Annotated in this window: 30 protein-coding genes and 11 tRNA genes; 38 read left to right on the forward strand and 3 right to left on the reverse strand. The window is 35.4% G+C overall.

Going from position 1 to position 26,997, the window contains the following annotated elements:
* Positions 1–22: 22 nt before the first annotated feature.
* The 10 genes from ACH6CY_RS12525 to ACH6CY_RS12570 all read left to right on the forward strand — a co-directional run bounded on the left by ACH6CY_RS12525 (position 23) and on the right by ACH6CY_RS12570 (position 7,462).
* On the forward strand, positions 23–934 hold the full coding sequence (locus ACH6CY_RS12525; RefSeq protein WP_374067677.1) for an alpha/beta hydrolase: 912 nt from the start codon (positions 23–25) through the stop codon (positions 932–934).
* Positions 935–1,249: 315 nt separating this feature from the next.
* The gene (locus tag ACH6CY_RS12530) at positions 1,250–2,068 is read left to right on the forward strand and encodes a DUF368 domain-containing protein (protein WP_374067678.1); all 819 of its coding nucleotides are present in this window, start codon (positions 1,250–1,252) and stop codon (positions 2,066–2,068) included.
* 50 nt (positions 2,069–2,118) lie between these two features.
* Entirely contained in the window at positions 2,119–2,451 is a 333-nt protein-coding gene (locus ACH6CY_RS12535; RefSeq protein WP_374067679.1) for a thioredoxin family protein, read from the forward strand.
* Positions 2,452–2,573: 122 nt separating this feature from the next.
* Positions 2,574–3,071 (forward strand): GNAT family N-acetyltransferase, encoded by a 498-nt coding sequence (locus ACH6CY_RS12540; RefSeq protein ID WP_374067680.1) that lies wholly within the window; start codon positions 2,574–2,576, stop codon positions 3,069–3,071.
* Positions 3,072–3,115: 44 nt separating this feature from the next.
* Positions 3,116–3,805: an ABC transporter ATP-binding protein gene (locus tag ACH6CY_RS12545; RefSeq protein WP_374067681.1), complete on the forward strand. Its 690-nt coding sequence runs from the start codon at positions 3,116–3,118 to the stop codon at positions 3,803–3,805.
* Positions 3,802–5,214, forward strand: a complete 1,413-nt coding sequence (locus ACH6CY_RS12550) for a hypothetical protein (protein WP_374067682.1) — start codon at positions 3,802–3,804, stop codon at positions 5,212–5,214. Before ACH6CY_RS12545 ends, ACH6CY_RS12550 begins: the two co-directional genes overlap by 4 nt.
* Positions 5,215–5,239: 25 nt before the next feature.
* Positions 5,240–5,704 (forward strand): MarR family winged helix-turn-helix transcriptional regulator, encoded by a 465-nt coding sequence (locus tag ACH6CY_RS12555; RefSeq protein WP_374067683.1) that lies wholly within the window; start codon positions 5,240–5,242, stop codon positions 5,702–5,704.
* 254 nt (positions 5,705–5,958) lie between these two features.
* Positions 5,959–6,204, forward strand: a complete 246-nt coding sequence (locus ACH6CY_RS12560; protein WP_374067684.1) for a glutaredoxin family protein — start codon at positions 5,959–5,961, stop codon at positions 6,202–6,204.
* A 72-nt stretch (positions 6,205–6,276) separates the two neighbouring features.
* Positions 6,277–6,645: a YppG family protein gene (locus ACH6CY_RS12565; RefSeq protein ID WP_374067685.1), complete on the forward strand. Its 369-nt coding sequence runs from the start codon at positions 6,277–6,279 to the stop codon at positions 6,643–6,645.
* 121 nt (positions 6,646–6,766) lie between these two features.
* On the forward strand, positions 6,767–7,462 hold the full coding sequence (locus ACH6CY_RS12570; protein WP_374067686.1) for an alpha/beta hydrolase: 696 nt from the start codon (positions 6,767–6,769) through the stop codon (positions 7,460–7,462).
* A 304-nt stretch (positions 7,463–7,766) separates the two neighbouring features.
* Here the strand turns inward: ACH6CY_RS12570 and ACH6CY_RS12575 are convergent, their stop codons facing one another.
* Positions 7,767–8,624: a DegV family protein gene (locus ACH6CY_RS12575; RefSeq protein ID WP_374067687.1), complete on the reverse strand. Its 858-nt coding sequence runs from the start codon at positions 8,622–8,624 to the stop codon at positions 7,767–7,769.
* A gap of 595 nt (positions 8,625–9,219) precedes the next feature.
* On the opposite strand from ACH6CY_RS12575, the gene cshA reads away from it, so the two are divergent.
* A complete protein-coding gene (gene cshA / locus ACH6CY_RS12580) occupies positions 9,220–10,683 on the forward strand; it encodes a degradosome RNA helicase CshA (RefSeq protein WP_374067688.1) in 1,464 nt (487 codons plus the stop codon).
* A 134-nt stretch (positions 10,684–10,817) separates the two neighbouring features.
* On the opposite strand, the gene ACH6CY_RS12585 is transcribed toward cshA, so the two are convergent.
* Positions 10,818–11,603 (reverse strand): rhomboid family intramembrane serine protease, encoded by a 786-nt coding sequence (locus ACH6CY_RS12585; RefSeq protein WP_374067689.1) that lies wholly within the window; start codon positions 11,601–11,603, stop codon positions 10,818–10,820.
* 177 nt (positions 11,604–11,780) lie between these two features.
* Here ACH6CY_RS12585 and acpS point away from each other — a divergent pair, with 177 nt between their 5' ends.
* The 15 genes from acpS (at position 11,781) to ACH6CY_RS12660 (ending at position 24,742) form a co-directional block, all read left to right on the forward strand.
* A complete protein-coding gene (gene acpS / locus ACH6CY_RS12590; protein WP_374067690.1) occupies positions 11,781–12,140 on the forward strand; it encodes a holo-ACP synthase in 360 nt (119 codons plus the stop codon).
* Between the two features lie 63 nt (positions 12,141–12,203).
* A complete protein-coding gene (locus ACH6CY_RS12595; RefSeq protein ID WP_374067691.1) occupies positions 12,204–13,721 on the forward strand; it encodes an NAD(P)H-hydrate dehydratase in 1,518 nt (505 codons plus the stop codon).
* A gap of 56 nt (positions 13,722–13,777) precedes the next feature.
* Positions 13,778–14,800: a LolA family protein gene (locus tag ACH6CY_RS12600; RefSeq protein ID WP_374067692.1), complete on the forward strand. Its 1,023-nt coding sequence runs from the start codon at positions 13,778–13,780 to the stop codon at positions 14,798–14,800.
* Positions 14,801–15,259: 459 nt separating this feature from the next.
* Positions 15,260–16,375: an alanine racemase gene (gene alr / locus ACH6CY_RS12605; protein ID WP_374067693.1), complete on the forward strand. Its 1,116-nt coding sequence runs from the start codon at positions 15,260–15,262 to the stop codon at positions 16,373–16,375.
* Positions 16,376–16,492: 117 nt separating this feature from the next.
* Positions 16,493–16,768, forward strand: a complete 276-nt coding sequence (locus ACH6CY_RS12610) for a CopG family ribbon-helix-helix protein (protein ID WP_374067694.1) — start codon at positions 16,493–16,495, stop codon at positions 16,766–16,768.
* 4 nt (positions 16,769–16,772) lie between these two features.
* The gene (locus ACH6CY_RS12615; RefSeq protein WP_374067695.1) at positions 16,773–17,123 is read left to right on the forward strand and encodes a type II toxin-antitoxin system PemK/MazF family toxin; all 351 of its coding nucleotides are present in this window, start codon (positions 16,773–16,775) and stop codon (positions 17,121–17,123) included.
* Between the two features lie 457 nt (positions 17,124–17,580).
* On the forward strand, positions 17,581–18,450 hold the full coding sequence (locus tag ACH6CY_RS12620) for an RsbT co-antagonist protein RsbRA (RefSeq protein ID WP_374067696.1): 870 nt from the start codon (positions 17,581–17,583) through the stop codon (positions 18,448–18,450).
* A 5-nt stretch (positions 18,451–18,455) separates the two neighbouring features.
* Positions 18,456–18,812 (forward strand): STAS domain-containing protein, encoded by a 357-nt coding sequence (locus ACH6CY_RS12625; RefSeq protein WP_374067697.1) that lies wholly within the window; start codon positions 18,456–18,458, stop codon positions 18,810–18,812.
* A 2-nt stretch (positions 18,813–18,814) separates the two neighbouring features.
* Positions 18,815–19,216, forward strand: coding sequence for an anti-sigma regulatory factor (locus ACH6CY_RS12630; RefSeq protein ID WP_374067698.1), 402 nt, complete (start codon positions 18,815–18,817; stop codon positions 19,214–19,216).
* A gap of 17 nt (positions 19,217–19,233) precedes the next feature.
* Entirely contained in the window at positions 19,234–20,244 is a 1,011-nt protein-coding gene (locus tag ACH6CY_RS12635) for a PP2C family protein-serine/threonine phosphatase (protein WP_374067699.1), read from the forward strand.
* Between the two features lie 56 nt (positions 20,245–20,300).
* Complete coding sequence (locus tag ACH6CY_RS12640) at positions 20,301–20,636, forward strand: anti-sigma factor antagonist (RefSeq protein ID WP_374067700.1); 336 nt, start codon at positions 20,301–20,303, stop codon at positions 20,634–20,636.
* The gene (gene rsbW, locus ACH6CY_RS12645; protein WP_374067701.1) at positions 20,636–21,112 is read left to right on the forward strand and encodes an anti-sigma B factor RsbW; all 477 of its coding nucleotides are present in this window, start codon (positions 20,636–20,638) and stop codon (positions 21,110–21,112) included. The genes ACH6CY_RS12640 and rsbW overlap by 1 nt, the downstream gene beginning before the upstream one ends.
* Positions 21,084–21,869 carry an RNA polymerase sigma factor SigB gene (gene sigB / locus ACH6CY_RS12650; protein WP_374067702.1) on the forward strand — a complete coding sequence of 262 codons (786 nt, stop codon included), beginning with the start codon at positions 21,084–21,086 and terminating at the stop codon, positions 21,867–21,869. Before rsbW ends, sigB begins: the two co-directional genes overlap by 29 nt.
* Before the next feature lie 2 nt (positions 21,870–21,871).
* Positions 21,872–22,465 carry a PP2C family serine/threonine-protein phosphatase gene (locus tag ACH6CY_RS12655; RefSeq protein WP_374067703.1) on the forward strand — a complete coding sequence of 198 codons (594 nt, stop codon included), beginning with the start codon at positions 21,872–21,874 and terminating at the stop codon, positions 22,463–22,465.
* Between the two features lie 108 nt (positions 22,466–22,573).
* Positions 22,574–24,742: a Tex family protein gene (locus tag ACH6CY_RS12660; RefSeq protein ID WP_374067704.1), complete on the forward strand. Its 2,169-nt coding sequence runs from the start codon at positions 22,574–22,576 to the stop codon at positions 24,740–24,742.
* 18 nt (positions 24,743–24,760) lie between these two features.
* On the opposite strand, the gene cmpA is transcribed toward ACH6CY_RS12660, so the two are convergent.
* Positions 24,761–24,877 carry a cortex morphogenetic protein CmpA gene (cmpA, locus tag ACH6CY_RS12665; protein WP_374067705.1) on the reverse strand — a complete coding sequence of 39 codons (117 nt, stop codon included), beginning with the start codon at positions 24,875–24,877 and terminating at the stop codon, positions 24,761–24,763.
* 259 nt (positions 24,878–25,136) lie between these two features.
* Here cmpA and ACH6CY_RS12670 point away from each other — a divergent pair, with 259 nt between their 5' ends.
* From ACH6CY_RS12670 to ACH6CY_RS12725, 12 genes are all read left to right on the forward strand, one after another.
* Positions 25,137–25,583, forward strand: coding sequence for a SprT family protein (locus ACH6CY_RS12670; protein WP_374067706.1), 447 nt, complete (start codon positions 25,137–25,139; stop codon positions 25,581–25,583).
* A 197-nt stretch (positions 25,584–25,780) separates the two neighbouring features.
* Positions 25,781–25,855: transfer RNA gene (locus tag ACH6CY_RS12675), tRNA-Asn, on the forward strand.
* Positions 25,856–25,857: 2 nt separating this feature from the next.
* Positions 25,858–25,948: transfer RNA gene (locus ACH6CY_RS12680), tRNA-Ser, on the forward strand.
* A 15-nt stretch (positions 25,949–25,963) separates the two neighbouring features.
* A tRNA-Glu gene (locus ACH6CY_RS12685) sits at positions 25,964–26,035 on the forward strand.
* 26 nt (positions 26,036–26,061) lie between these two features.
* Positions 26,062–26,138, forward strand: a tRNA-Asp gene (locus tag ACH6CY_RS12690).
* 4 nt (positions 26,139–26,142) lie between these two features.
* A tRNA-Gln gene (locus ACH6CY_RS12695) sits at positions 26,143–26,217 on the forward strand.
* 111 nt (positions 26,218–26,328) lie between these two features.
* Positions 26,329–26,401 (forward strand) — tRNA-Lys (locus ACH6CY_RS12700).
* Positions 26,402–26,428: 27 nt separating this feature from the next.
* A tRNA-Leu gene (locus tag ACH6CY_RS12705) sits at positions 26,429–26,512 on the forward strand.
* Positions 26,513–26,573: 61 nt separating this feature from the next.
* Positions 26,574–26,650 (forward strand) — tRNA-Arg (locus tag ACH6CY_RS12710).
* Positions 26,651–26,653: 3 nt separating this feature from the next.
* Positions 26,654–26,730 (forward strand) — tRNA-Pro (locus ACH6CY_RS12715).
* Positions 26,731–26,764: 34 nt separating this feature from the next.
* Positions 26,765–26,838 (forward strand) — tRNA-Gly (locus tag ACH6CY_RS12720).
* A 6-nt stretch (positions 26,839–26,844) separates the two neighbouring features.
* Positions 26,845–26,921, forward strand: a tRNA-Ile gene (locus ACH6CY_RS12725).
* Positions 26,922–26,997: the final 76 nt, after the last annotated feature.

The raw sequence follows: 26,997 nt of genomic DNA on the forward strand, positions 1-26,997 counted from the left end.
CCGCTGGTAGGGGGAGAAATAAATGAAGACCAGATTTATTAAAACAGAAGATAACCAGGAATTATTTTTCTATAGCTATACGAGTGACAAAAAGCCTAAACTGGTTTTGCAATTTGCCCACGGGATGGGTGAACATGCAGGACGCTATCACGATTTCTTTCAGTATTTACTTGACCGTGACATTTTTGTTTTTGCGAATGATCACCGAGGGCATGGAAAAACAGCTGAAAGAAATGGGGTGCTTGGTCACTATGATGATCATAATGGCTTTGAAAAAGCTGTAAAAGATTTAAAAATGATTCATGATGACATTTATGCGCGTTACCCTGATACCCCGCACGTGATCATGGGGCACTCTATGGGCTCATTTCTAGTGAGGCGATTTATTGAACATTATCCAGATGTAAAAGAGGCGGTTATTTTATCAGCAACTGGCTATCATCAAGGTCTATTAGGTAAAGTCGGTCAATTTCTCAGTTTAATCGAAACGAAACTGTTTGGTAAAACACATCGGAGTAAACTGTTAGACCGTTTTAGTTTTGGTAAGTATCAGCGTCATTTTAAAAATAGAGGTAGCTGGTTGTCACGCGACGAGGAAATTGTGGCTGCTTACCGTGAGGATCCGCTTAGTGGTTATGTCGCAACAAGTCAGTTTTATCATGATCTATTGACCGGGATTGAGACACTTCATAAAGAGCAGGAGCTAAGGAAAGTAAACAAAGATGTGCCAATCCTGCTCATTAGTGGAGATGAGGATCCGGTTGGTGACTTTTCGAAAGGAGTCAAACGGGTAGTTAATGATTATAAACAGATAGGCGTATCAACTGTCGATGTAATTTTTTACCCAGAAGGACGTCATGAGATGTTGTTTGAAAAGAATCGTGCAGAAGTTACGGTAGACGTCTGTCGGTGGTTAGTGTCTACTTTAACGTAATTTTGTAAACGGAAGAAGTTACATATTTCCCATTTCTCATCCTTTGTTATATCAGCTATGCTAACAATAATATGGATGTGTGGATTAAACTAAATGTGTAGCATCACAATAATATTTGGCGTAAATACTTGTTTCTTGAACTATGTTTATTTTTTAAATTATTCAAATGCTCTTAACCTTTGATATATCAATGTTGATCAATGCTGGAATGTTATATTTTCCTGTCAGTATAAAGAAAAAAAGAATGTATTTTTTATCCGTTTTTGCTATAATGCAGTAGGTGCATATATACATATATTAAGGGGATAACACGTTATGGAATGGAAAAATATTTATCGTGGTATGTTAATGGGAGCTAGTGATGTCGTGCCAGGAGTAAGTGGTGGTACGATTGCAGTAGTACTTGGTATTTATGATCGCTTAATTGCCGCGGTAAACGGATTATTAAGTAAAGATTGGAAAAAACATTTATCATTTTTGATTCCATTAGGTATCGGTGTGCTAACAGCAATATTCGTGTTGGCTAGTGGAATTGAATTTTTATTTGAACATTATCCGAGACCGACGCAGTTTTCTTTTTTAGGTCTAATTATAGGGGTATTACCTTACTTGTTTCATAAATCAGAAGCGAAATATAAATTTAAAGTAAATCATTATTTTTTACTTCTTTTTGGAATAGTACTTGTCGCGTCCATGCTGTTTTTTAAAGCAAGTGGTACGGAAGAAGTTACGACTATGAGCATACAAACCTATGGATTTTTATTTTTAGCTGGTTTTATTGCAAGTGCTGCAATGATTTTACCAGGGATTAGTGGTTCATTTTTATTATTAGTATTAGGTGCGTATAACACAATTATTAATGCCATCAGCGAATTAAAACTTGATATTATTGCAGTTGTAGGGATTGGAATTGCAGCTGGAATCGTAATAATGAGTAAGGTGATTCACTATTTTCTATCTAATTATACGACAGCTACATTTGCTGTGATTATAGGACTTGTTATTGGCTCTGTCTTTGTTATCTTTCCAGGGTGGCCCACAAGCATAACGGAAGCAATCGTTAGTATTATTACGTTTGGATTAGGATTATTTGTTGCTTTTATCCTTGGTCGTGTAGAGTATAAGAATGTGTAACAGACGTATTGCAAGCACAATAATGAAATGTTAGAGTTAATGGTGAAAAAATGGAGGTTAGGCAAATAATGAAGCATATTGAATCAAAAGAGGAGTTCGATCAGGTTATTCAATCAGAGCAGCCTGTTATTGTTAAATTTTATGCTGATTGGTGCCCAGATTGTAAACGAATGGACATGTTTATTGACGATATATTAGAAGTGTATACAGATTATCAATGGTATGAAGTCAATAGTGATGAAATTGAAGATATTGCACAAGAATATGAAGTAATGGGGATTCCTAGTTTGCTCATTTTTAAAAATGGTGAAAAAATAGCCCATCAGCATAGTGCCTATACGAAAACGCCAGAAGAAGTTACAGCATTTTTAGAAAAAAATTAACGTAGTCAAACGGACATCGCGCAATCGATGTCCGTTTTTATATGATGAATCGATTGAAACATACGCACAAACATTTGGTGATTTGTAGTACAATACGTGTAAAAGTAACGGAGGATAGGCGGATGATTCGCAAAGCAACGAATGAAGATTTAACAAGCGTAATGAGAATGGTAAAACGAGTCGTAAAGGTAATGCATGCGCATGGGAGCTACCAGTGGAATGATTCCTATCCGCAAACAAATGATTACCAAAAAGATATCAATAGAGAAGAACTATATCTGTATGAAATGGACTCTGTAATAGTAGGGGTCTGTACAATTAGCAGTAGAGGACATGAAGCGTATGATTTAATTAATTGGACCCCACACCAAAAAGCTTTCACCCTAAAGCGCTTAGCAATAGATCCTAGTTTAAGAGGAAAAGGAATAGCCGATCAGTTTTTTGCCTTTGCAACAAAGCTAGCATTAAAATCATGTGTGTCACTTATAAATACAGATACTTATAATGAAAACTGTTATGCACAACAAGTATTTAAGCGAAATGGATTTCGATTTGTACAAACAAGAAAAGAAAATGACAAAGCCCCAATTTTAGCGTATTTTGAAAAAGTTGTTCTGTGAATCTGTAATTCTTTTAAATACTGATCAGGAAGGTGGAAAATGTGATGAGTGTTAATTTACAAGATGTAACTGTAATGATCCAAAGAGAAGTGATTCTTGATCGTATTTCTTTTCAACTAGATGTAGGGACGATCAATGCGTTAATTGGTCATAATGGCGCTGGAAAATCCACAATTATGAAAACAATTTTGGGATGGCAAGAAAAAAGAGAAGGGACAATTTCTATTAATGGCATCAAGCAAATGGAAGACTTTCTTGCATTTAAAAAGCAGTTGGCATACATACCAGAAGAGCCTTTTCTATTATCTGAACTAACAGTCATGCAACACTTTCAATTATATGGTGAAAGTTATCAAATCGATAAAGAAGTGCTTCATGAGAACATAGACTACTATAGTAAAGCATTTGAAATTACAGACAAACTTAATGAATATCCAGAAGAATTATCGAAAGGCATGCGTCAAAAAGTTCAAACCATTTGTGCTATTTTACCAGAAGTATCATTATTATTAGTAGATGAACCATTTATGGGGCTTGATATTTATGCGACCGAGTTTTTAGAAAGAATTTTAAAAGAAAAGGCTGAGTCAGGGACAACGATCTTGTTAACTTCTCATCAATTGGAACGAATAAAAGATTTAGCAGATAACTATATCATGTTACAACATGGGCGAGTGATAGATATTGGAGAAATCACACAGTTTACATCACTGAAACGGAGGTTTGAAACATGAGTATAGTGATCTCCTCTTACAATGCTTATCGACAGATACAGCATAACCGTTCGAAAAAGAAGCGAAAACTTTATAAGTTAGCATTTGGTGTTGCTTTTGATAAAGTTATTTTGGCATATTGCGGTTTCTTTATGATTATGGGTTTAATGATTGCTTATGACACGCTTCTTCAATTCCAATCCTTCTTTCAAGGAATCGAGAACTATCTTTCGAACCATTATTATCTAGCAATCTTTTTTGTAGTTATGCGAGCTGTATCCTTAAGTTTTACACGTCCTGGCGTATTATTTTCTAGTGCCGAACTGATGCTCAGCATGCTTCCTTATCAACGAAATCAGCTTTGGTATTATTGTGCAATAGACAAGCATATTCGATTATCTCTCTACGTGATCTTGGTTACAATTGTACTGAAAGTCTTTACATCATTTTCATTTATTTTTTTAAGTATGATGCTATTACTTTTTATTACTACGCAATGGTTAATGATTATTCCACAATGGTTACTTTACCAACAATCTTGGTTGATTAAAATGGTTGTTATTATAGTGATGGGCTTTGTTTTTAGTATATTTGGGTTCGTTTTTTCCTTTTTAACTGCTCAAGCATTTTTGGTGGGGTTTATAATAATCAGTTTATTTATTATCAACCTGTTATTTTGGAAACGAATATTTCAACGTGTGAATTGGCAAACAATTGTTGAAACAAATGATAAATTAATTTGGAATATGTTTTTTATTAATAGAATGTCAGAGATCAAGATTCAACCTCCAAAACGAAAAGGACTATTCCATCATTATGTACGTAATAAACGATTAAAACGACCTTTTCCTATAGATGCATCTAAAAAGGTGTACGATCGTCTACTGTTGATATATTTTTCACAACATAAAGACCAACTGATTAAAGGTGTTGGCGGTATACTCGTCGTCATGATTGCTCCAATTTTTAAAAGCGAGCAACTATTTGGTATAGGGATGGCTATCAGTATCTTTCTTTATGCCCAAATTAGTGTAAGCTTTTTTATTGGTCTATTTCAAGAAAAATTAATCTATAGTTTGCCATGGCAAATTGATAGATGGAAACAAGCGTTTTTAAAATGGATATACGTTGGAGGTGGATGCTTACTTCTGATTGCTGGGATCATACTACTTATTATTACCGAGTCATTCATCTGGTTTCCTGTCCAATTATTATTTTTCGCTATGGTCGCCCATGCGTGCATTCAAATGTTACTACGTGAAAAAATAAATACGTTAACAAAAACCTTTGAAAAAATACCTATGATACTTATATTATGGCTAGTACTCTTATTCTTTTCTGTGATAAAGAGTCTTACTACCCCACCAGTCAGTTTGTTAGCTGTTGTGTTAATATGGATGATAATCCGTAAAAAGCGGGAAAAAAATTAAATTACTATTAGAAAGAGGAATAAGTATGGACGAGCAAAAAAAGTTATACCAACGTAAGAAGCAAGACCCCTCTTTGAAATTATTTGTTGTACTATCTAAAGCATATCGATCTGTATCTGACCAAGTAGCAGATGACATTAGAAAAAAAGGCTTAAACACGACAGACTTTGCAGTGTTAGAGCTGTTATATCACGAAGGAGATCAGGCGTTACAAAAAATTGGCGATAAAATATTGTTAGCCAGTGGAAGTATTACTTATGTTGTGAATAAATTAGAAAAAAAAGGATATATCAATCGAATCCCTGATACGTGTGATCGCCGAATCACTTATGCTTCCATCACAGAAAAAGGTGAAGTGTTACTGAATGATATATTCCCTTCCCATTGGAAACAAATTGAAGCAATTACAAATGGTTTAACGGAAGCCGAGAAGCTAGGGGCTATTCAACTTTTGAAAAAGCTAGGAACCTATGCGGATCGTTTGAAATAATAAAATATATTGCTCTTCCTCAACGATGGCACTAAAGTTATAGCGTTCCCATTTAATTTACTAAACAAATATTTAAAATATATGACAATTATGAGAATGATGTAACAAATAAGTTTTAATTAATCGTATAGTGGGTAATTGATAAAGTGAATTAGTTAAAGAGACCTATATATTACGAATGGATTTCAAAAACTTAGTGAATAGGTACCGTTTAGTAATCAACTTGAAAAACAAACATATTTGAGGAGGAGGCTATGATGGAAGTGAAACAAGAAGTTATCATTTATGTAAGTAATAATTGTTCTGAGTCAAATAAGCTAATTGATTTTCTAAAACAAGCAAATATTGCTTATAAACTTAAAAATATTACAGAAGACAAAAAATATTTAAAAGAACTTCAAGAACAACATATTTATGCAACACCAGTAACACAGATTAATGACCGTGTTATACTAGGATTTCAGAAGCGTAAACTAGAAAGTGAACTAATGATTTCATAGTTGATAAAAGAACAAATGGATCGTTTATTGCATAAGATAAAGAAAAAGCTTGAAAAAGAGGTGTTCGCTTCTATGTCGAAACAGAGAAGAGCTCCATTCCCTTTTCAGCCTTATCAAAATGATCCTACTTATTTCTATAATAATCCAAATGCATATGGTCAGAAACAAAATAATGCAATGCAGAAACAAACAAACGTTTCAACCCCTTATCAATATTTCTCAAAACCACCGCACCCGGCGGAATGGTATCCTGAACAATCGCAAAGTGCATTCAATACGTATGGTCAACAAGCAAAAGGATTTATCCAATATTTTCAAGATAAGGATGGACAGATGGATTTAGATAAAATGTTAAGTACAGTGGGGCAAGTGGCAAATACGTATCAACAAGTCACACCTATGATTAAAGGAATTGGATCATTTTTAAAGGGGTTTAAGTAGCGGTCCTTGTCAATTAATTGGCAAGGATCATTGTTTGGTTTACTTTATTTAGATAGGGTTTAAATAAGTATAAGCACAAATAATTAAGGGGATAGTAAAATAAAAAGAAAGGGATGTATACATGATTGGGTGTTTATGTATTCACGGTTTTACTGGAGGGTTATATGAGATAGAACCTTTGGTAGCATATTTGAAAGAGCATACCGAATGGATCATCAAGTCACCACTGTTACCTGGTCATGGTGTGCATTTAGCATTAGAGGGTGTATCGTATACCGAGTGGATCCAAACAGCTGAAGAAGCTTTGATTGAGTTGAAACAAGAAGTCGATACGGTATATATTATTGGGTTTTCGATGGGGGGGATGATTGCTTCCTATTTGGCTTCGAAATATGAAGTAGCTAAATTAGTTTTATTGTCACCTTCTAGAAGGTATATCAATATTGCGCAGATGGGTTTAGACATAGGTGATATGATTAAAGATCGAATCGTCGGTCGATTACAAGATAATTTATTATATAAAATATATCAACATAAAAGAGGGCATGTACCACTCCGAGCTTATATTGAATTTTTGAAGTGTATGAAATACACTAAACCAGCTTTAAAAAATATATTTTGTCCTGTATTTGTAGCCCAAGGTATACAGGATGGGATGGTGCCATATAAGTCAACGCATTACCTTGCTGAAGAGATTCCCACAGATATTGAAGTCATTTACTATTCTGACTCTAAGCATCATATTTGTTTGGGGAAAGATAAAGATGTGGTAAATGATGCAGTATTACGATTTTTAAAAAGAACAATTTCTACTTAGTATTACATAGAAATTGTTCTCTTTACTAATTAAACATCATATTTTCATTTTTAAAATTACAATCTAACAGATAAAAAGTTATTCGGTCGACTTTCGTTTCAAAATCGACAGTTTATACTTGTGTCTTAGAATGATTAAGGAATCTAATGAATAACCGTATCATTGTAACGATTGTAATGATCAATAACAATTCTTGAGACATAACATTATAAAAAGCAGTGTTGACCACATACATAACATTATTGTGGAAAACACCTGTTGAAATACTACATATCTAAGATCAGTAAAATAGATTTAAGTGTAGTTATTTTTTATCTTTAAAAAAGGAAATAACTAATGATCCTTCGCCTGTGTGGGTGGAAATCACAGAACCGATGTCAGATAATATGGCTTGTTTAAAACCATACGTTTCCTTAATGTTTTGTATAACATGTTCAGCACGCTCTTTAGCGTTGCAATGTGTTATCGCTAACACTTTATTTTCTGCATGACTAACATAGTCACCGATTTGCTCGACAAACCGTCTTAACGCTTTCTTATCTCCTCTAACTTTCTCCAACACTTCAACTTTTCCGTCTTGATCTGCGTGTAATAATAGCTTAATATTTAATGTTTTTGCAATGGCACCCTTTACTTTATCGAGACGACCGCCGCGAACTAAATTATCTATTGTTTTTAAAACAAATAAGGTCACTGTCTGATCAACTCTATCGTGTAGGTGTGTTACTAGTTGATCAAAAGTATATCCTTCTGAAAGTTTTTCCCCGGCTTCATTTAACAATAATATTAACCCTGGAGAAGATGTGTTGGTACTAAAAACTTCTATTTCTCGATTCGGTTGTTCTTCTAAAAGCATGTCTTTCCCCATGACGGCATGATTATAGGCACTGCTTATTCCTTTAGAAATACCTAAAAATATAATTGGTACTTCTTCTGGGATTGCTTTGAATGCTTCATAATATTCCTGAGGGCCAGGGGCAGAGGAACTCGGAAATGAATCAGACTCGTTTAACTTTTTAAGAAAAGTAGACGTGTCCAGTTCGTCACCAATATATTGCTCATTACCAAAATGAACAAATAATGGAGTTGTAATAATGTTAAATCTTTCTTTTAAATCTTTTGGTAAGTCTGCACTACTATCTGTAATTAATTGTACTTGCATGTCATCACCTTTTTGAAAAAATATAATTGTATTATACCATTTATTAATCGTAATTTGTCTAAAATAATACTTAGATTGAAAAAAGTTAACATCGTACCAACTAGCATGAAGGTTTCCGTGACAAAAAGGAGGTATATTTATTTTTTATTGGTTAAAAATAAAGACAAAATTAAGATAACCCTTCTGACAGTTCGTTTACCTTTTAATATAAAAATTTGAAATACATTGCTTTTCTATGTAGAATTAATAAAGAGAGTATGATAAGATGTAATAATCCATTGAATGCTCGATAATAAGCCTCTTCCGTGTGTGGAGGAAGGCTTTTTTCACGTTAATGATTCAAGGGTTTATGATACCCTTCTTTCATCCGAAAGCTAACGGAACGTATTTCTCTAAACTGTTGTTGGAGTAAGTTAGGAATAACTTATCAAGGAACGTTTGGATTCAGAATAAATGCTGACAATCATTAAGGCAGAAAAGCCGTTATTTTAATCAATAAATGATCAAAATAAATACATCTTAACATACAAAAGAAGTTGTTAACGTGTTAAACGTGCGAACTATGAGATATAAAAAGAAGGAGTAGGAAAAGAAAGTGACAACAACATTTCAATCTTTAGGTATTTCAAAACCAATTATGAAAGCTCTTGAGAAAATGGGCTTTGAAGAAGCAACACCAATACAAGAGCAAACAATTCCTTTAGGTCTAGAAGGAAAAGATGTTATTGGACAGGCTCAAACAGGTACAGGAAAGACGGCTGCGTTTGGTATTCCAATGATCGAAAAAATTGATAAAGATCAAAAGAAAATTCAAGGCTTGGTTGTAGCGCCAACAAGAGAGTTAGCCATCCAAGTTTCTGAGGAAATTCACCGTCTAGGAAAATTTAAAGGTGTGCGAACATTACCGGTTTATGGTGGCCAACATATGGAGCGTCAGATTCGCGCCTTAAAAGACGGCCCTCATATCGTTGTGGCAACACCAGGGCGTTTACTTGATCATATCCGTCGTAAGACAATTAATATTAGTCATGTACACACAGCTGTACTAGACGAAGCAGATGAAATGTTAAACATGGGATTCATTGATGATATTCGTGATATTTTAAAAGCGATCCCTGAACAACGCCAAACATTACTTTTTTCTGCAACGATGCCAAAAGAAATTAGAGAAATTGCTACAACACTGATGAAGAAACCAGAAGAAGTGAAAGTGAAAGCAAAAGAAATGACGGTTTCTAACATTAATCAATTCTTCGTAGAAATCAATGAAAAGCAAAAATTTGATACACTGACCAATCTATTAGATATTCATGCACCAGAGCTTGCAATTATCTTTGGGCGCACGAAGAAAAGAGTAGATGAAGTTACAGAGGGTTTACATGCAAGAGGCTTCCGTGCAGAAGGTATTCATGGTGACTTAACGCAAGGAAAACGTATGTCTGTATTAAACAAATTTAAAAACGGTCGTATTGAAATTCTAGTTGCTACTGATGTTGCTGCTCGTGGGTTGGATATTTCTGGCGTGACTCATGTATATAACTTTGATGTGCCGCAGGATCCAGAAAGCTATGTGCACCGAATTGGTCGTACAGGTCGTGCTGGAAAAGGTGGAGAAGCGATTTCCTTTATTACACCAAGAGAAATGCCACATCTTCATTTAATTGAAAAAACGACAAAAAGTAAAATGACACGTATGCAAGCACCATCGTTTGATGAGGCGCGTCGTGGACAACAACAGATTACCGTAGAAAAACTGGATCGTACGATTGAAAAAGCAAATTTACAAGACTATCGTGAAACAGCTGCTGAATTACTAAATCAACATGACTCTGTTACCGTTGTAGCGGCTGCTTTGAAAATGATGACAAAAGAACGTAGACAGACACCTGTTACACTTTCATCTGTGCAACCGGTGAGTGTGAAAAAAGCTAAAAATGATAAATCAAAACGTAAAAATTATCGTGGAGATAATAAACGTAATTTTTATCGCAAAGGGAAACAAGCTGGTGGTAGAAACCGTAAATTCCAAAATAAACGAGCGTCAAATAAGAAACAATAATTTAAATTAGTTTTACGTTTAAGCTTGTGCTCTTTAATTTCGTAGATATTTATTATTGCTAAATAAATTGCCGTCAATAGGTGATGTAATCAGAAAAAGCCAGTGCAAGTAAGTGCATTGGCTTTTTCTTTTTTTTATAAGTTAAAAATGTTGCCTAGGAAACCTAGTATGACTAAAGCGATAATGATTCCCCAAATGATATTTCCGGTATTTTTTCCAGTTAGTATTTTCCTTTTTCTCCATCGATTTGGATTGAAGTTAACTCCATTCGGGTCTCTTTGTTGTCTCCTATTGTTACGCCAAGGAGAAAAGGGTGTTGCTTTCGTTAGGATAATTGGTCCTAAGGCAATACCTGCAATAAAGCCAAATAAGTGTGCGTAGATATTTATACCAGGTCGTATAAATGTCATCAGTAGTCCAATGATTGAGATGATCACAATCATTTGTGAACTAGAAGGATCAATTAAATCTTTTCGGAAAAATGTCATATAAATATATAAACCAATTAATCCATAGACTGCACCAGATGCGCCATAATGTAAATACATTGGGCTGGGGTCGATTAAGAAAGTGAAAATATTGCCAGCAATACCAGTGAACAAGTAAATAAAAATGAATTTCCATTTACCAACCATTTGCTCGATAGCTGGACCGAATAACACTAATGAAAAAGAGTTAAACAAGACATGACTAAATGATTCTGGGCTGTGGATGAAAATAGAAGTGAATAGTCGCCAATATTGTCCGGAAGCAATGGCTAAATTCCAACCTCCACCCCATTGAAAAATAATAAGTTCTGCAAGTGTGTTTGAAAAAGTAGTTAACAACCATACCACTAACTGAATGGCAATAATTCCAGTAATCATTGGATAGAATCGAATAAAATCTTTAAAAGATTCAGTGCGAAAAAACATTTCCATGCTCCTTTAATCAAATTTCGTATCATTTGTTTTATATAACAATAAAAAGCGTATACCATTTCATGATAAATGTATACCAAAAACATTTCTATTTTATTATATTACCATACGACTGTTATTAGGATCAGATATTCGATATACTAAATGATAGATAAACAAAAAGGGTGATCAATAAAGATGATCAGTGGCATTGGTATAGACATTATTGAATTAAATAGGGTTAAAAAAATATATAGAAGACAATCACGATTTTCTGCAAAAATATTAACAGATCAAGAAATGAAACAGCTAAACAAGTGTACAACAGACAAACGAAAAATTGAATTTTTAGCTGGGCGTTTTGCAACCAAAGAAGCATTTGCTAAAGCTTATGGAACAGGAATTGGTAAATTAGGATTTAAAGATATTGAAGTGACGACTAATAAACAAGGGGCTCCATCGGTATATTCAGCCTTCACTGCTGACAAGCATGTGCATGTTTCCATTTCACATAGTGAGCATTATGCTGTCGCGCAAGTCGTTATCGAAAGCAAATAAAGTTAATTCAGCATATTTTATGAAGTAGTTACATATAGTTTACTGCGGGTAGGAGGGAATAAAGTGTATATTGTTTCCGCATCAGAAATGTACGAAATCGATCGAATAGCAACAGAGGATAAAGGGTTGGATGGCAGGATTCTAATGGAAAATGCAGGACAAGCTCTAACAGAAAAAATCAAACAACATATTAATAAACGTACTAAGGTATTAATTCTTGTGGGAAGCGGGAATAACGGTGGGGATGGGTATGTAATTGCACGGAGTTTATATAACCAATGCTATCAAGTAAGAATCGCCCAAGTAGTTTCAAATGAAAAAATAGTAGGCGACGCAGTGTATCACAAACGTGTGCTAGAGCGATTTGGTCTGCAAGTGGAGCAATTCAAGTCAATATCTGAGTTTAAAACAATGATTGAAACGGCAGATATCATAGTTGATGCAATGCTTGGGTTAGGTGTGAAAGGAAGTGTACGTTCACCAATCAAGGAAATAATTGCTTCCGTTAATGCTTCTAACTGTATAACAATTTCTGTTGATCTTCCTAGTGGTGTGCCAGCAGATGGGATAGGAGACGTTGAAGAAGTAGTGTGTGCGGATTATACCTATATGATTGAGGCGTCAAAACTCAGTGTATTTTTACCAAAATATGCATCTTATTATGGGGAATGGGATGTTGTACCTATCGGCTTGCCGATCGAAACCATTTCTAAACAAGTTAAAAGAGGAATTTGGCAAGCGGAAAACGTACAAGCTTCATTACCAAAACGTTCAGCATTTTCTCATAAAGGTACACATGGAAGAGGGATGATTGTTGGAGGTAGTGTAGGAATGCCAGGGTCAATTACAATGACGGCAAAAGCGGCACTTCGTTCAGGTGTAGGTTTACTTACTATTGCTACGGTTGAACAAGCTATCTCTACAATTGCTGCAAGGTGTCCTGAAGCTACATTCCTTTCATTAGTCAATCAAAATGGAGGAATTATAGATCAAACAGTGAATTTATCAGGTTATGATGCGTGTGTGATTGGGATGGGAATGGGCAGAACGGAGGAGGCGCGGTTATTTACTAACCGTCTCCTGGGTCAAGCAGATATCCCTATCATTGTTGATGCTGACGGGTTAAATCACTTAACAGATTCCCTGAAAATTTTATCCGATCGAAAGGCGCCTACTATTTTAACACCACATCCTGGGGAAATGGCGAGTTTAATGAAAAGTTCCATAACTGATGTGACTAATCATGCATTTGATGTAACAAAAGAATTTGCCCAGACTTATCAAGTTTATCTTGTGTTAAAAGGAACCTATACCCTTGTTACCACTCCAACAGGTAAGCAATGGGTAAATGTAACAGGAAATGCTGGACTTGCTAAAGGTGGAAGTGGGGATACATTAGCGGGAATTATACTTGCCATGATTATGCAACAACAATCGTTGGAATCAGCTATTATGAATAGTTGCTTTATTCACGGGAAAGCTGCTGACACATTAGTTAATTTTAATCATTCAACTTATGATCTTTTGGCAACAGACGTGATTGAGGCACTACCCTCTGTTTTTCGTACATTTTTAGATTGATGGAAACGCTGGTCATTCCCTTTGTCCTTGGATCTTGAATCGAAGGAGTTGTGGCCATGAAAAAGTATTTCACCGTTGGTTTGGTTATCTTTGCATTAGTTATACTTGGTGCATGTGGTGAAAAATCCAAAGAAGATGTCATTACGAAGTTAGAAAAAACGTTAGAAGAAATGAGTGGTTATCAAGCGGAAGCTACAATGGAACTTAAAACAGGTGAAAAAGAGCAAAGCTATGATATGGATATTGCGCATAAGAAGAAAGCTTACTATCGTGTGTTATTGAAGAATAATCAAGATGAAGCGGGTAGTCAAATCATTTTGAAAAATGATGATGGAGTTTTTGTATTAACTCCTGCATTAAACAAAAGCTTTAAATTTCAAAGTGATTGGCCAACCAATAGTAGTCAACCGTATCTGTATCAATCACTCGTTTCCGATATTTTAAATGATAAAGATGCCACATTTAAAACAACAGAGAATCACTATGTTTTTAAAACAAAGACAAATTATCAGAATAACAATACATTACCTTCTCAAGAGATTTATTTTGATAAGAAACAATTAACCCCTGTTATGGTAAAAGTGTTAGATCAGGATGATAAAGTTGTTGTGAAAGTAAGTTTTTCTACATTCAAACTAGACCCTAAGTTTGAAGACAATATGTTTGAGATGGATCATAATATGACTAGTAGTTTATTTGGTATCCCTGTTGCCAAAGACGTAGCGGAAAAAAAAGATGAAGAGCTAAAGGTATTGTACCCGAATGAATTATTAGGAAGTACATTAGCAGAGACATCAGAAGTAGATTTAGATGAAGGTCAACGTGTATTGTTAACTTATGAGGGGGAAAAGAATTTTACACTCGTACAAGAGAAAGTTACTGCATATCCAACTACTGTGGTATCCCCAAAAATGGTGTCTGGTGACCCAGTAAGTTTAGGATTTACAGTGGCTGCTCAAACAGCTGCTTCCATTGAATGGAGTTACCAAGGGGTAGATTACTATTTAGCAAGCAAAGACTTAACGAAAGAAGAAATGCTTGAGGTAGCCACTTCAATAACAACACAAACGACCAAATAACAGAAGCTTAGAAATAAATGAACATGCTTAACAAGCAGATACCTCTAACCAAAGGGCTCTGCTTTTATTTTTGGCTAAAAAGGGTGAGGCGATGTGTAATGTTTTCCACTCAATCGAACTAATTATTATCTTGGGTTTAATGAAGTAGATGTTGCTTGTGATAAGGAATTGAGTTAAAGTATTGATTATAAATATATTCACAATAACACATTGATCGTTTTATTTGATGGACATGAAAGTATAAAAATTAGGCTGTATTAAATAGTTCAACTGAAGCGGCCACGTCAGGCTCTAACGCCCAGTAACTAGCAAACGTTACGCTCCTTACTATGATAAGTCAACACTGGTTTACGTCTAGTTGACCATGTTCCCCTTACCTTCATTGCGGAGTGCTCTAGTTTGTACATTGCTAAATAGGTGTTTGTGCCTTTGTTCTTTCTACTTAAGGAGAGATTATACATGGAAGAAGTTTCATACCGTCCTGCTTGGATAGAAGTAGATTTAGATGCAATTAACTATAATATAAATCAATTAAAGAGACATTTGCCAACAAATACAGAAATATTCGCAGTAGTAAAAGCGAACGGCTATGGACATGGCGATGTGGAAATAGCAAAAGCAGCGTTAGAAGCAGGAGCATCCATGTTAGCTGTTGCTTTGTTGGAGGAAGCAATTCACTTAAGAAAATCTGGTATATTAGCGCCAATTCTTGTACTTGGATGGGTCGACCCGGTCTACGCTCCTGTTGCGGTGAAACATGATATTACATTGACTTTTTTTCAGAAAAGTTGGTTAGAAAAAGTCAAGCAATCCTCCTTCATAGGTAAACTTTCTCTTCATTTAAAATTAGATACAGGAATGGGAAGGCTTGGTGTTACTACCAAAACAGAATTAGAAACACTTTTAGCATTATGTAATGATCCACGGTTGCAATTAAAAGGTGCGTTTACCCATTTCTCTACTGCTGATGAAAAGGATCTAACTTATTATGATCGACAACAATTAAATTGGGCTGATTTTCAACAAACACTTCAAGCGTATAAAAGTGATTTAACACTTCACATGGGAAATAGTGCTGCTAGTATGCGTTTTCCGAAAGAAATGAATCATGCTGTTCGTTTTGGAATAAGTATGTATGGACTTTATCCATCATCAATTATTAAAAAAGAAAAACCAATTGACCTTCTTCCAGCGATGTCTTTACACACGAAATTAATTCATGTCAAACAAGTGCCTGCTGGTAGGTCAATTAGTTATGGCGCAACATATACAACGGATAAACCGGAATGGATAGGTACGATTCCACTTGGTTATGCTGATGGGATAGATAGAAGATTAACAGGTATGGATGTTTTAATTAAAGGAAGGAAACTACCGATTGTTGGGAAAATTTGCATGGATCAATGCATGATTAAACTGGACCAATCGTATGCTATTGGCACACAGGTTACATTAATCGGCAAGCAGTTTGATGAAGAAATCACGATGGATGAAATTGCTGAACGTTTAGAAACGATTAATTATGAAATAGCTTGTATGTTAAGTGATCGAATTCCGCGTATTTATTTAAAATAATTTATTTTTTTACAAATTTTCAAAAAGATAAAAATGCCTTTGCAATGCTCTTTTCATAATGATATGATAATATTGGATGAATAATTCGGATATACAGATTTGGTGGAGGTGTACGGTTTGTCAGAAAGTGTGCAAGAAGTAGTTGTACGATTACCTAAAAACCTACTTAATGAGGTGGATAATCTAATGAAAAATGAGAATAGCGACCTAAATGAAATTGTGTATCAAGCAACCAAATCCTATGTAAGAGATAAAAAGAAAAGTTATATACGTGAATCGATGCAACGTGGTTATATGGAAATGGCTAAAATTAATTTAAATATTGCTTCAGAAGCTTTTCAGGCTGAAGGGGAGGCAGAAAACACATTAGAGCGCCTAGTAAGCGGGGTGTAGTGTTTTGATAGTAAAAAGAGGCGAAGTTTATTTCGCCGACCTTTCTCCTGTTGTTGGATCAGAACAGGGGGGCATACGTCCAGTATTGGTCCTGCAAAATAATATAGGAAATCGTTTTAGTCCAACAGTTATTGTAGCTGCAATTACTGCACAAATCCAAAAAGCAAAACTACCTACACATGTAGAGATAGATGCAGAGAAGTATAGATTTGAACGTGACTCTGTTATTTTATTAGAACAAGTTAGAACAATAGATAAACAACGATTGACCGACAAAATTACGTATTTGGACGATAATATGATGGAAAAAATCGATAAGGCATTAGAGATTAGCCTAGGATTAGCTGATTTTTAAATAACATAAATGTCTGGCACAAAAGAAAACAAGGTAAGATAATAACTAAATGATAATAGGTTTTTTGAAGCCCTCTAGTCAAGTGGATAGTGGAAAAATAAAAAACAACTAAAACGGCTTTAGCTCTATGTAATTTAGAGCTAAAGCCGTTTTAGTTGTTTTCAGTATGGAAGATAATATAAAATGTCTATCGTCTTTGATGTATTTAAATAGTACGTTTGGCGTTGTTGTATTAATATGCTACTACCTATTAAAATCATCGTTCGTATTGTCTATTAAGGAATAATGTTTTATTTAAGTCATTTGGTTAACTGGAATTGTTGAAAAATAGGGAGAATTGTAATTTAACAGAACAAAATATTCTGTTTCTTTTTTTAAAACAATGATAAATTATTAATAAGGCAGAAAAAAGTGTTACAATAAATTGAACATTAGATTTAAAATTGGAGGGTTATTGATGCATAGAAAATTACAGTCGATTGTTGTCGAAAATAGTGATACGATTATTAAAAACTGGTTAGAAGAAATATCGGAAAAAAGAAAAAATGAGTATACATCTGCTATTTCTGAAGAGCTATTTCAAAGTACGAGTCGTGAATTTGTTAATGTTATATTTACTAGCCTAGATAAACAAGGTTTAACTTCTGAATTAGAACATTTTTCTGAACGACTAATTAATTTAGGTTGGCCTTTAAGCTATATCACTGATGGGCTGTATTCATTTAGACGAGTAACGATTGATTTCATTTTAAGTCAATCAGAGCAAATTGATTCAGAGTATTTCTCTACCGTTTTAAACTTGGTTGATGGTTGGGTTGATCCAATTATTAATCGCTTAGTAAATGAGTATTCAGGAAGCTGGGAACACACTGTTTCCTTACAACGTGTGGCTTTACAAGAATTATCCGCTCCACTAATTCCTGTAATGAAAAACATTACCATTATGCCGCTTATCGGTACAATCGATACAGAACGTGCGAAGTTAATTATGGAGAATTTATTGGAAGGCGTCATTAAACATAATGCAGAAGTTGTATTAATTGATATTACGGGTGTGCCAGTAGTGGATACTATGGTTGCCCATCATATTATTCAGGCTGCAGAAGCAGTAAGATTGATTGGTTCTACTTGTATCTTGGTAGGTATTAGACCAGAGATAGCACAGACTATTGTTAATTTAGGTATTGATTTAGGGAAATTCCCAACAAAAAGTTCCTTAAGAAAAGGGTTTGAAACAGCGCTTGAATTAACAGATAGAAAGATTATTCATTCGCAGGAAAAAGAGCAGGCTGTAGAGCAACTGCTAAGTTCTTTAAAAAAGGAGTGATTAACATGAGAATACCGATTTTAAAGCTACATAATTATTTATTAATTTCTATTCAAATTGATTTGGATGATCAAACAGCGATTCAGTTTCAAGAGGATTTATTGAGCAAAATTCATAAAAGCGGGGCAACTGGTGTTGTCATCGACCTAACATCTGTTGATATTATTGATTCTTTTATTGCAAAAGTGTTAGGTGATGTAGTGACAATGTCTGACTTAATGGGGGCGAGAGTAGTTTTAACTGGCATTCAACCTGCAGTGGCAATGACATTGATTGATTTAGGGATTCATTTGCAGGACGTTCCAACAGCATTAAACTTGGAGCAAGGTTTGATTAGACTTCGCCAGGAAATGGAGGACTGAGGATGAACTTCAAATCCTGCGTACACATTAGAAAAGAATGGGATATTGTTGGTGCTAGGCAGCTAGGAAGAGATAAAGCAAAAGAACTTGGATTTGGCACGGTAGATCAAGCGCGGATTGCAACAGCAATTTCAGAGCTTGCTCGAAATATTTATCTTTATGCAGGTACGGGTAAGATTTGTTTTGAAATTATTGAGGATTTAGAGCATAAAGGTCTAGAAATTATCGCAAAAGACGACGGACCTGGAATTAGGGATATTAGTCAAGTAATGGAAGATGGCTACTCTACTTCTGGTGGTTTAGGGGCAGGTTTGCCTGGTGTGAAAAGATTGATGGATCATTTTGATATTATTTCTACGTACGGAGAAGGAACGGAAATTAGAACAGCAAAGTGGGTAAGGTAGTTTTAGGAGGTGTTTAATTGGAAACTATTAAACTTGATTTGGAACATTATCGTAAATTATTAAAAGAATATTTATTAACTAAAAATGAAACAGCGCTCTATCAAGCAGAACAGTTTAGTAAGTTATCCATGCAACATAATATTTCACCTGAAGAAATTGTAAATGTTCATATTAAAGCCTTGAAAGAATTATATCCTGATTTGCCAGAAGAAGTAGATGATTCGTTGAACTTTTTATTAGAAGCAATGATTTCATATGGCTTAGCTTATCAAGAATTTCAAACTTTAAGAGAGAAACAATCTGAATTGAAATCTGAAATATCTGTAGCGGCAAAAATGCAAGAAACACTTTTATCTACTGTTAAACCTACAATAAAAGGTTTAGAGATAGGTGCTATTAGCGTTGCTGCCAATCAAATGAGCGGTGATTATTATCATTTTGTAACTGATCGTGATGATACATTAGGTATCGCTATTGCTGATGTGATCGGCAAAGGAATACCAGCAGCTCTAGCAATGTCTATGATTAAATACTCAATGGATAGTTTTCCGGAAAGCCAAAGGAATCCGAGTGCCATTCTAGAAAATTTAAATAGAGTTGTAGAACGAAATGTTGATCCAAGCATGTTTGTTACCATGTTTTACGGATTATACAATCCAAATACAGAAATGTTCTCGTATGCTTCAGCAGGGCATGAACCGGGTTTTTATTATCACGCAGACAATCAGAGATTTGAAGAAATTGAAGCGAAAGGATTAGTGTTAGGTGCTACAGATAATGCGGTTTATCAGCAGTATGAGAAGAAAATTAATAAAAATGATCGTATTGTTCTACTAACTGACGGTGTGACTGAATGTCGGGTTGGTGACCGATTTATTGAACGTGATGAAATTTTAGAAGTGATCCAAGCATACATACATTTACCAGCTCAACAAGCAGTGGAGCAAGTATACAAGCATTTTGAACGACTACAAGAATTTCAATTTAGAGATGATTTCACATTAATCATCATTCAAAAGATGGTTTAGTTGGTATGAATAGAGGGTAATGTTTTAAGCAATTAAAGATTATTGGAGGTAGCTAAATGAATATTAATTTAGATGTGGAATTGGTTGAAAAAGAGACCGCTTTACATTTAGTGTTGGCTGGAGAAATAGATGCTTATACAGCGCCGAGTTTAAAAGAACAATTACTACCTTTGACAAAAAGAACTGGAATGGAAATTTTGGTTGATTTAGAAAAGGTAAATTATATGGATAGCACAGGCTTAGGCGTTTTTATTAGTGCATTAAAATCATCAAAAGAACATAATTCTAAACTTAAATTAGTTCAACTTCAAGATCGAGTACGACGTTTATTTGAAATCACAAGTTTAGATAGTATTATAACAATCGAGTCAACAGTTCGAGGTGGGAATTAATGGAACGATTTGATTTTGTAGAAATAAAAGTACCTGCAAAACCTGAATATGTAGGTGTCGTACGCCTAAGTGTATCAGGGGTAGCCAATCGTATGGGTTTTTCTTATGAGGAAATTGAAGACTTAAAAGTCGCAATCTCAGAAGCAATGACCAATGCGACAACACATGCCTATGAAGAAGCTGACGAAGGGGAAGTGACGATAGGGTTTGGCTTGTATGATAATCGTTTAGAAGTTATGGTAGCTGATCATGGTGGAAGCTTTGATTTAGCTAAGGTAAAAGAAGGAATAGGACCATATCGCCAGTCTGAATCAGTTGAAGATCTACGAGAGGGAGGTTTTGGTCTATTCTTAATTAATGCACTAATGGATAAAGTAGAGATAAAAAATGAGTATGGGGTAATTGTACTAATGACAAAATACCTTCATGCAAATGAGGTGGGATTAGATGACGACCAAATCTCAGCCACACAATAAACGTGGGGATGAGATTTACCAATGGATACAGCATCTACAAGAAAATCCTAAAGACGAAGAAATACAAGAAAAAGTAGTCTTGATGTATCAAGATCTTGTACATTCCATTGCGAGAAAGTATGCAAAGAATAGTATGATACATGAAGATCTGGTACAGGTAGGGATGCTAGGATTGTTAGCGGCAATTAGAAGATATGATCCAACATTAGGTAAATCATTCGAATCGTTTGCTATTCCGACAATTATTGGTGAAATTAAACGGTTTATTCGTGATAAAACATGGAGTGTGCATGTCCCAAGACGAATTAAAGAGTTAGGACCAAAAATTAAAAAAGCAACCGAGCAGTTGATGACCGAACAACAACGCTCTCCATCTGTGAGAGATATCGCAGTATACCTTGAAGTATCGGAAGAAGAAATATTAGAAGCAATGGAGATGGGGCAAAGTTATAAAGCACTCTCTGTTGATAAGCAAATTGAAGCAGACTCTGATGGAAGTACAGTCTCCATCTTAGATTTAATCGGTGAACAAGATAGTGGTTTTAAAATGACGGATCAACGCATGTTACTCGAGAAAATTTTACCAATTTTATCGGAACGTGAACAGAACATCCTGCAATACACTTATTTTGAAAATAGAAGCCAAAAAGAAACAGGAGAATTATTAGGTATTTCTCAAATGCATGTTTCAAGAATTCAACGCCGAGCATTAAAAAAACTTCGAGAAGCTTTACAAGCTAATGGAACAGGAGCATAAACGTGGCACAAACACATATGGACGTCTCTGTATTCCAAAAGTCTAAAAAAGGTAACTATTATTGTGGAGATAGTTATTACTATAAAGAAACGGATCAAGGCTTTATTTGTGCGCTGGCAGATGGTTTAGGTAGCGGAGAATATGCAAAAGAGTCTTCACAATTAGTGATGGATATTATTGAATCAAATGCAGATGCTTCGATAGAACAGATTGTTAAAATGTGTAATGGAAAATTGATTGGTAAGCGTGGAGTAGTTCTAGGTATATTAAAAATTGATTTTAAAGATAAAGAATACACATTTTCTTCCATTGGTAATATTGGTATCATGACGATTTCTAATAAATCAGAAAAAAAACGAAACATTCCTAACGCTGGCTATTTAGCCGGATTTCCGAGACCGTTAAAAGTTTTACGTGATAATTTATTAGATGAAATGGTTTTTGTTATGTTTTCTGATGGAGTTGATTCTATAGATTTATCCTCTAATTACTTTTTAGGAAAAGATGTGTCGAAAATCACTGAATTATTTGAGTATTATTTATCTGATGCTATGGATGATGATACGACATTACTTGTTATGAAGTATAAAGTTTGAAAAGTTCTTATCGTAAAAGATAAGAGCTTTTTTATTCCAGTCGAGTTAATCTTGGGAAATAGCAAATTGTTTGATACACTATATAAGGAATAGTTAGGAGGTAGCACGATGGCAGAATGGAACCAAGAGGGACTAATGAAATGGGTTGCGACAGAAACGGCAATTGCCATACCATCAATTAAACAAGTAATTGCTTTATTAGAAGAAGGCAATACAGTACCATTTATTGCACGTTATCGTAAAGAGCAGACCGGAGCACTGGATGAGGTGCAAATAAAACAAATTGAAGATAAATGGAGCTATGCACTAAACTTAGCTGAACGTAAAGAGGAAGTTATTCGTTTAATTGATGAACAAGGAAAGTTAACGGAATCGTTGCGTAAAGATATTGTTGATGCAACACAATTACAGCGAGTAGAAGACTTATATCGTCCGTTTAAGCAAAAAAGAAGAACAAGAGCAACCGTTGCAAAAGAAAAAGGTTTAGAGCCTTTAGCGATGCTGATTTGGGAACAAAAAAATATCGACTTACATACAGAAGCTCAAGCCTATTTATCTGAAGAAGATGAACTGTTAACAGTTGAAGATGCTTTACAAGGAACAAATGATATTATTGCAGAATGGATTTCTGATGAGGCAGCATACAGAGAGTATATTCGCGATGCTACATATAAAAAAGGCATAATTAAAACAGAAGAAAAAGACAAAACTGACGATGAAAAAGGCGTATATGAAATGTATTATTCCTACGAGGAGCCTATTCGGACGGTAGTTGCCCATCGCATATTAGCTGTTAATCGTGGTGAAAAAGAAGGAATACTCAAAGTTTCAATTGTATCACCTGTTGATAGTATAGAATCTTATTTGAAGAGTAAAATTATTAAATCGAGTGCGCAAGAAGTTATCCGAGAGTTTTTGGGTGAGGCAGTATTAGATAGCTATAAACGTTTAATTCAACCATCTATTGAAAGAGAAATTAGAAATTTATTAACGGAAATGGCTGAAAAGCAAGCGATAGATATTTTTTCAAAAAATTTAAAGAACCTTTTACTACAACCGCCTTTAAAAGGAAAGACAGTACTCGGTGTAGACCCAGCGTTTCGTACAGGTTGTAAGTTAGCTGTTGTCAATGAAACTGGTAAAGTACATGCTATTAATGTGATTTATCCAACGGCGCCAAAGCATGACGTAAAAGGTGCAGAGAAAATGGTATTGGAATATATGAAAAAATATCCTGTTGAATTAATTGCTATCGGTAACGGTACAGCTTCGAGAGAAACCGAGCAATTTATTGCAGATCTAATAGCAAAACATCATTTATCTGTATCGTATATGATTGTAAACGAGGCTGGAGCTAGTGTGTACTCTGCTTCAAAGCTAGCAAGAGAAGAATTCCCAGACTTACAAGTTGAAGAAAGAAGTGCTGTATCAATAGCAAGACGTGTACAAGATCCACTTGCTGAATTAGTGAAGATTGACCCAAAATCGATTGGTGTCGGACAATATCAGCATGATGTAAGTCAAAAAAGTTTGAATGAATCATTGAAGTTTGTTGTAGAAACAGTGGTAAATCAAGTTGGTGTAAATGTTAATACAGCTTCTTCTTCCTTATTACAATATGTATCCGGTCTAAGTAAAACTGTAGCAAACAATGTGATTAAGCAAAGAGAAGAGTTAGGGAAATTTACTGAACGAAAACAATTAAAGAAAATACCTCGACTTGGAAACAAAACCTATGAACAAAGTATCGGCTTCTTACGTATCGTTGACGGAATAGAACCGCTAGATAGAACACCTATACATCCTGAAAGCTATCAAGTGACTAGAAATTTACTCCAGATGTTAGGTTGTACATCAGAAGACATCGGAACAGATAAACTTAAACAACAACTAGATACGCTTGAAACAGATCATATATTAGAAACGTTGCAAATTGGGAAACACACATTATCTGATGTCTTGAAAGCTTTACGAACACCAGCGCGCGACCCGCGAGATGATTTGGCTAAACCTTTATTGAAGAAAAATGTACTTTCTATGGAAGATTTACAATCAGGGCTAGAATTGCAAGGGACGGTTCGTAATGTAGTAGATTTCGGTGTATTTGTTGATATCGGTGTCAAGCAAGATGGGCTTGTTCACATATCAAAAATGTCGAAAAGCTTTGTCAAACATCCAATGGATATTGCTTCTGTAGGAGATGTAATCACCGTCTGGGTAGATCGTGTTGACGTTCAAAAGCAACGAATAGCTTTAACGATGATAAAAGAAGATTAATTATTGAAGGGTATCGAATTATTTTGATATCCTTCTACCCACATAAAAAAACCAGCATTGATTTAACATTTTAATTTGGCAAATATCTTTTGTTAGAAAAGCATCGGCCATTTGTTTTCTAAACCAATTTGGCATTCCTTTCACCTCCAAATTTTCGTTATAAAGTAAGTAAACGTATTTTAAGTAAAAGAAGTGAATATAATATTGGAAATTGGTCATAAAAAAGATGTATAATGATAAGTGCTTTTTGTTTTACTTCGTGCAAGAGCTGTGTCAAAAAGGAATAAGGATAATACACTTTATGACGTATTGACTTGTATCGTGATTTGTCCAAGACCTTTATTAAATGAAGTAATGTTAATTGCTTCGGTTTATTTTAATGTAGGGGGAGATTATGAACGCATCACAATTACATCAATTAGTTAATCGTATATCATTAACTTATTTTGACAAACCTTTCATTGATTCTGTGGCATTTAATCCTCGATTACGAACTACTGGAGGAAGGTATTTACCATCACAACGAAAAATTGAGTTGAATGAAAAGTACTTAACAGTCTATGGGATGAGCGAATTTGAAGGGATTATTAAGCATGAACTGTGTCATTATCACCTACATATTGAAGGAAAAGGGTATAAACATGGTGACAGGGACTTCAAGTGGTTGCTAAGTAAAACCGGTTCACCGCGATATTGTCAGCCACTTCCGACTTTAAAAAGCGAACTTTTACACAAATATAGATGTACTAAATGTAAACAAGTGTATAGAAGAAAACGTAGAATAAATACATCAAAGTTTTGTTGTGGCAAATGTTATGGCAAGCTTATAAAAGAAATATAAAAAAATATGTTGTATTTCGTTGGAAACCATTGACGAGCACAGATATTTCGTGTTAAATTATATAAGCATTTAAAAAAGGTTTGGCAAAATGTACTTTGATTTCACTTTGAGATGAAAGTTTTAAAAGTGTGTTGACAAACTGTTTTTTAAAAGGTATAATTTTTATCGTCGCTGATAGTTATTTAAAAACATACTATTCCACAGTAGCTCAGTGGTAGAGCAATCGGCTGTTAACCGATCGGTCGTAGGTTCGAATCCTACCTGTGGAGCCAGTGGAGAAGTACTCAAGTGGCTGAAGAGGCGCCCCTGCTAAGGGTGTAGGTCGTGTAAGCGGCGCGAGGGTTCAAATCCCTCCTTCTCCGCCATTTTTTATGTCTTATGGCCCGTTGGTCAAGCGGTTAAGACACCGCCCTTTCACGGCGGTAACACGGGTTCGAATCCCGTACGGGTCACTTATTATATTGTAACAAATAGGCCCGGTCCGGTAGTTCAGTTGGTTAGAATGCCTGCCTGTCACGCAGGAGGTCGCGGGTTCGAGTCCCGTCCGGACCGCCATTTTTGGGCTATGGCCAAGCGGTAAGGCAACGGTTTTTGGTACCGTCATGCGCTGGTTCGAATCCAGCTAGCCCAGCCATTTTATTTTTAATATTCAAATATGTTTCTTTCACAAAACCTTTGAAACAAATTTGTTTTCGGAAGGTTTTCTGTTTTGAAGCTTGAAATTAAATTGTAGTTTTGTAATTTTGAGCCATTAGCTCAGTCGGTAGAGCATCTGACTTTTAATCAGAGGGTCGGAGGTTCGAATCCTCCATGGCTCATCAACTAAAGTGTGGCTGACACTTTATGCGGTCGTGGCGGAATGGCAGACGCGCTAGGTTGAGGGCCTAGTGGGGGTTAACCCCGTGGAGGTTCAAGTCCTCTCGACCGCATCAAAAAAATATTGACTTTAAAAGTTAGTATGTGTTATATTGAAAGGTGTTGCTTTACTGAGCGCCCGTAGCTCAATTGGATAGAGCGTTTGACTACGGATCAAGAGGTTAGGGGTTCGACTCCTCTCGGGCGCGCCATTACGGGAAGTAGCTCAGCTTGGTAGAGCACTTGGTTTGGGACCAAGGGGTCGCAGGTTCAAATCCTGTCTTCCCGACCATCTCATAATTTAATCATTCCCATTTATGATTTACGCGGGTGTAGTTTAGTGGTAAAACCTCAGCCTTCCAAGCTGATGTCGAGGGTTCGATTCCCTTCACCCGCTCCAATAAATGGGCCTGTAGCTCAGCTGGTTAGAGCGCACGCCTGATAAGCGTGAGGTCGGTGGTTCGAGTCCACTCAGGCCCACCATTTGATCTTTGAAAACTGAACAAAACAACCAATATGTTAAGAAGTAACATGCTAGTCAAGTAATGAGTGAGCGAAC

The organism is Paraliobacillus sp. JSM ZJ581 (assembly GCF_044383835.1).
Classification (GTDB): domain Bacteria; phylum Bacillota; class Bacilli; order Bacillales; family Amphibacillaceae; genus Paraliobacillus.